The organism is Rhodopirellula maiorica SM1, assembly GCF_000346295.1.
Taxonomy (GTDB): domain Bacteria; phylum Planctomycetota; class Planctomycetia; order Pirellulales; family Pirellulaceae; genus Novipirellula; species Novipirellula maiorica.
The window spans coordinates 1-4,249 of sequence record NZ_ANOG01000167.1 but is presented as its reverse complement, the minus strand read 5'-3'; the positions used below and the strand labels follow the sequence as shown (position 1 = coordinate 4,249).

Sequence of the window (4,249 nt, the reverse complement as noted above, 5' to 3'; positions counted from 1 at the left end):
GATTTGCGGCGGTTTGCTGATGATGAAAGTCAAAGGCGATTCGTTTAGCTATTCCGGGGCCTATTTCCCAACAATGAAGTGGGGATTTTTGGCAGGCGTCTTGGGCGCCTTTGGTGCGGTTTGCTTGACGACGGCAATGATGACCAGCCGCGGAAACGCATTGTTGGTGATGCCGATTGTGTTTGGCGGTGCGGTTTCGGTATCCGCGATCGTTTCGATCTTCAAACTACATGGTGACGTCACCATCAATCCGCTGTTGTGGGTGGGGATGTTATTGACGGTGGTCGGCGTCGTGATCGTGGCGATGAACACACCGCATGGTCACGCGGCCGCTCCGAAACCAGCGGCCGTTGACGCTCCGGCAGCCGAGGAACCAGCGATCACGGACCAGGCAGCCGAAACGCCGAACGAGGCGTCCAGCTAGCCGTAGCGAACCGGGCGACGCTTGCAACCTTATTTTCAACGACTCGAGTCCTTTCAGGGTGACGAAAACAGCCATGGAACCAGCGACCGACCCGATGTCGCGTGTTCGCAGCATTGATACCGAGATCACGCATGTTTGGATGGTGCGTACCTTCTTGAAACATTGCGATGAAGCTGAGGATGACGAGGATCTTCGCGATGTTGTCCGTGATCTCTACGATTTCATCTTGGCGGTCGGACCGCTCGATGCCGTCGACGATGCTGCGGTCTATTTGAAAATGGCAAAGAAGAAGATCGGCAAGCTTCGCAAGGCAACGGAACTGTACGAAGCAATTCAGCCCGAAGTCAGCGGCCACACCAATTTTGTGATGGCGGCGCGATCGCTTCGCACCGCCGTGGACCGAATCGCCGATGCGATCGCGAAGTAATCTCACACACTCTTTTGTTAGGGGCTGCTGTCATGTTCCAACTCGTTGTCGGTACGAACAACGCCAAGAAACTAATCGAATTGCGACTGCTACTGCCGCACGACAAAGTCAAGCTGTTGGCGTTGGCCGAGATCGAAGACTCGATCGACGTCGATGAAACGGGAGCAACGTTCGCTGAGAACGCTGCGCTAAAAGCAACCGAACAAGCCAAGCATCTCGGCCAATGGGTGTTAGCCGAGGACAGCGGATTGACCGTCGACGCACTCGGGGGTGAACCCGGTGTCCACTCGGCTCGCTACGCCGGTACGCATGGTGACGACGAAGCCAATAACGACAAACTGTTGGCGGCACTAAAGGACGTCCCCGATGAACGCAGGACGGCTCACTTCAATAGCTACTTGTGCCTTTCGGATCCGCAAGGCAACGTGCGACTCGAAGCCAATTCACGCTGCAGTGGCCGGATTGCCCACACGCGGCAAGGTAATGCCGGGTTCGGCTACGACCCACTGTTTATCATCCGCGAATATCATCGCACGTTTGGTGATTTGGATCTGACGGTTAAGCGAGCGATCAGCCACCGCTCACGGGCGCTTCGGCAATTTGTGCCTGAGTTCCTGCGACTCATCGACGGAATCTAAATGCCGAACAGGCTTCATTAGTACGGGATAGGCGGTAGCGAAACTCGCCAAGAGTTTCGAATGAGGGGCGGAGCGGACGAATGGGGCAGGGTGGACGATGGAGCAGGGTGGACGAAAGTCTTCGCGACTTTCGCTACGACTGGTAGCTGTCGCTGTTACAACGATAACGCCGGGTCGTCGCCATAACCGAGCCCTGGGCCCGACAGCATTCGTGTGGGCACTTGGCCGCCACGGACTTCAAAGAACTCGCCAAACTCGGCCATCCACCGCTGATTGGCGGCAGGCGAATATTGACGACCGTTGCTTTCGATCGCCGCCACGCCAGGAATGTGGGCAGCCAACGAAGCAGAGTGCAACAGCGACGCTCCCACGCACGTCAGATCCTGGACGCACAAGAACAGCTTCTCATGACGTGCGACCGCGCCCAACAGCAGTGCCTCGGCGTGACCCTTGCAGGCCTTTAGAGCGATCCCGCTATAGCCTTGCTTGATTGCCGTGCGAAGCGAACGCAGGTTCACGAGCGATTCATCGATCACTACCGGCAATCGCTGGCGAACGCGATGCATCGTGATGGCGGGTAACCGTTCCAAATCACGATGGGTCGGTTGCTCGATGTATTGGATGCAGCGAAGCGCGTCAGGCTGCTGCTGCGAGATACGATCAAGAACCGCCAACACGTACTCTTCGTCGGCGCACTTTTCGTTGAAGTCGAGCGAAAACGCCCAATCAGCTTGCCCATCCGCCGGTGTTTGTCGAACATCGGTGGCAACACGATGGGTTCGGATCACTCGCTCGACGTCCCAATCCAAGTCATCGCCGTTGAGTTTGATTTTCAAGTGGGTCAAACCATCGCGAACAATCCAATCACGCAGCGTTTCGGGCATTCCATCACCGACGGGTTGATCCAAATCACCATCGCCGAGCGGATCGAGGGCACCGACCAAATGATACAGCGGCATCGTATCGACGGGCTTGTCCGAAATCAGATCGCCAAGCCGCACGTCACGGTACGCCGACTCAACTAGATAGTGCGACAGATCATGTTGCAGATGCGGCTGCGACAACAGCGCATAGCTACTTTGCCCCGCCGCTTTTCCGTGCGCATCAAACAGCGCCGCCTCGACAGGCGAAGCGGCAAGAAGCACGGCGAGATCGGGGATCGGTTGCGCCAAACCTCGCTCTGTCGCGAGCTGTTTCGCAATCGCTTCGCGTGCTGGAATCATCTGATGACAAATATCCAGCGGATGCCCCGTCAACTCACTGTCGGAGAACGCGTTTGCGATACGTCCGACCAACTCGACGACGATGTCTAGTTTTGTCGCATCCCCGAGCGACGCGTCCGGCCACGCCCAGGCGACTCCCATTGTCATCGAACCAAGTCCGGTCGCTGCCCGCGAGGCGGATTCGGCATGACAATCGACCGAAACCACGGTGACATCCGTCACCACTCGCCCGCCAAACTTCATTGGCGTTCGGTAATCATAGGTCTCGCTGCGAACATTCAGATCGACGCGGTGTAAATCAGTTGAGGTTTTCATCCCTAAAACTGTAGCCGAATTTTGTAAGACATTCGACTGCCACAATCCACGTCGTCAAATTTTGCATCAATCAAATGATCCAAGCGTCGAGCACTTTGCCGGTTGTTCTGGTCAAACCGAGCAAGACTGATGGGCTGCGAAGATCTATATCATCCTCGCAACCCTCCCGCACTAGACCAAGTTCTTGCGAACAGCCCAGACAGCCGCTTGAGTACGATCGCTAACGCCGATCTTGCGAAGGATGTGTTGAACATGCTCCTTCACCGTTTCATAGCTGATGCCAAGCATTTTGGCGATTTCTTTGTTGGTCAAACCAAGCGCCATTTGGCGAAGAACTTCGCTTTCACGCTGAGTCAAAGGCACTTCGATGTCTTGGCTCAATCGCGGCGTCGCCAAAGCTCCGGTGACGCGACGCAGTTCTTCGCGAGTCCATGCCGATTCGCCAGAAACCGCAAGCTTCAGCGCTTCGGTCAAACGTTCGCGGCCAGCCGACTTCAACACGAATCCTGCAGCGCCCAGGGCAACCGCACGAGCGATGTAGGTCGGGTTGTCGTATGCCGAGAACAAAACGATTGGCAGATCAGGGTGATCCAGTTTGATTCGTCCAAGCGCGTTCAATCCGTCTCCACCTTCCATACGGATGTCCAACAAGACCACGTCGGGTTTGATGGCTTCGACTTGGCTTAGAGCTTCTGCCGCGGTTGTCGCTTCACCGGCAACCTCGATCTCGGTCCCCTCAAGCAGCAGCCCGATCCCCACTCGAATGATCTCGTGATCATCAACAATTAGAAGCTTCTTGGTCATTTTCTTATTCCTGTAAATAGAAGAGAGTCGCTTATCTGCAATTTCTTAATTTTCCCACCACGTCAAGCGTAGCCGAGATACCTCGCCAGCAAGTTCGCCCGTAGAGCTTACTCTATTCGGGTGCTCACCCTTACGCAGGATGATGTTTTACTCCGGCCACCCGCCAAACATGAAAATGTTTTTAACGTTTGACGTTTTTATCGAGCACACCCACAAATTCACTTGTTCACCGAAACCGCAATCCAAATACACCGCTCGCGTATCGATGACCACTTCCTGACACCCAACATCGCGAAAATGCGGCTCTTTTACCGCATTTACTCACAACCGAGGAGTTCGGGAAAAAGAACATGTGGGAACGGATTTAAATCCGCTACCAAGGGGACTGCAAGGTCCCTTCGTCCATTCGGCTGCTGAA

The 4,249-nt window shown here is 55.3% G+C and carries 4 protein-coding genes and 1 pseudogene; 3 read left to right on the top strand and 2 right to left on the bottom strand.

Annotated features, from left to right (window positions below; translation table 11 throughout):
• The 3 genes and pseudogenes from RMSM_RS05090 to rdgB form a co-directional block, all read left to right on the top strand.
• Positions 1–424, top strand: a pseudogene (locus RMSM_RS05090) (hypothetical protein); the annotation flags it as partial.
• Positions 425–497: 73 nt separating this feature from the next.
• Complete coding sequence (locus RMSM_RS05085; protein WP_008692518.1) at positions 498–851, top strand: hypothetical protein; 354 nt, start codon at positions 498–500, stop codon at positions 849–851.
• A gap of 32 nt (positions 852–883) precedes the next feature.
• Positions 884–1,489, top strand: a complete 606-nt coding sequence (rdgB, locus tag RMSM_RS05080; RefSeq protein WP_008692516.1) for an RdgB/HAM1 family non-canonical purine NTP pyrophosphatase — start codon at positions 884–886, stop codon at positions 1,487–1,489.
• Positions 1,490–1,644: 155 nt separating this feature from the next.
• On the opposite strand, the gene RMSM_RS05075 is transcribed toward rdgB, so the two are convergent.
• Positions 1,645–3,027 carry a mandelate racemase/muconate lactonizing enzyme family protein gene (locus RMSM_RS05075; protein ID WP_008692513.1) on the bottom strand — a complete coding sequence of 461 codons (1,383 nt, stop codon included), beginning with the start codon at positions 3,025–3,027 and terminating at the stop codon, positions 1,645–1,647.
• Positions 3,028–3,198: 171 nt separating this feature from the next.
• On the bottom strand, positions 3,199–3,831 hold the full coding sequence (locus RMSM_RS05070) for a response regulator (RefSeq protein WP_008692511.1): 633 nt from the start codon (positions 3,829–3,831) through the stop codon (positions 3,199–3,201).
• Positions 3,832–4,249 lie beyond the last annotated feature (418 nt).

What these genes read in the sequence shown, in the direction of transcription:
- rdgB (WP_008692516.1), top strand. Translation starts at nt 884, where the DNA reads ATGTTCCAACTCGTTGTCGGTACGAACAACGCCAAGAAACTAATCGAA.
- RMSM_RS05075 (WP_008692513.1), bottom strand. Translation starts at nt 3,027, where the DNA reads ATGAAAACCTCAACTGATTTACACCGCGTCGATCTGAATGTTCGCAGC.
- RMSM_RS05070 (WP_008692511.1), bottom strand. Translation starts at nt 3,831, where the DNA reads ATGACCAAGAAGCTTCTAATTGTTGATGATCACGAGATCATTCGAGTG.
- RMSM_RS05085 (WP_008692518.1), top strand. Translation starts at nt 498, where the DNA reads ATGGAACCAGCGACCGACCCGATGTCGCGTGTTCGCAGCATTGATACC.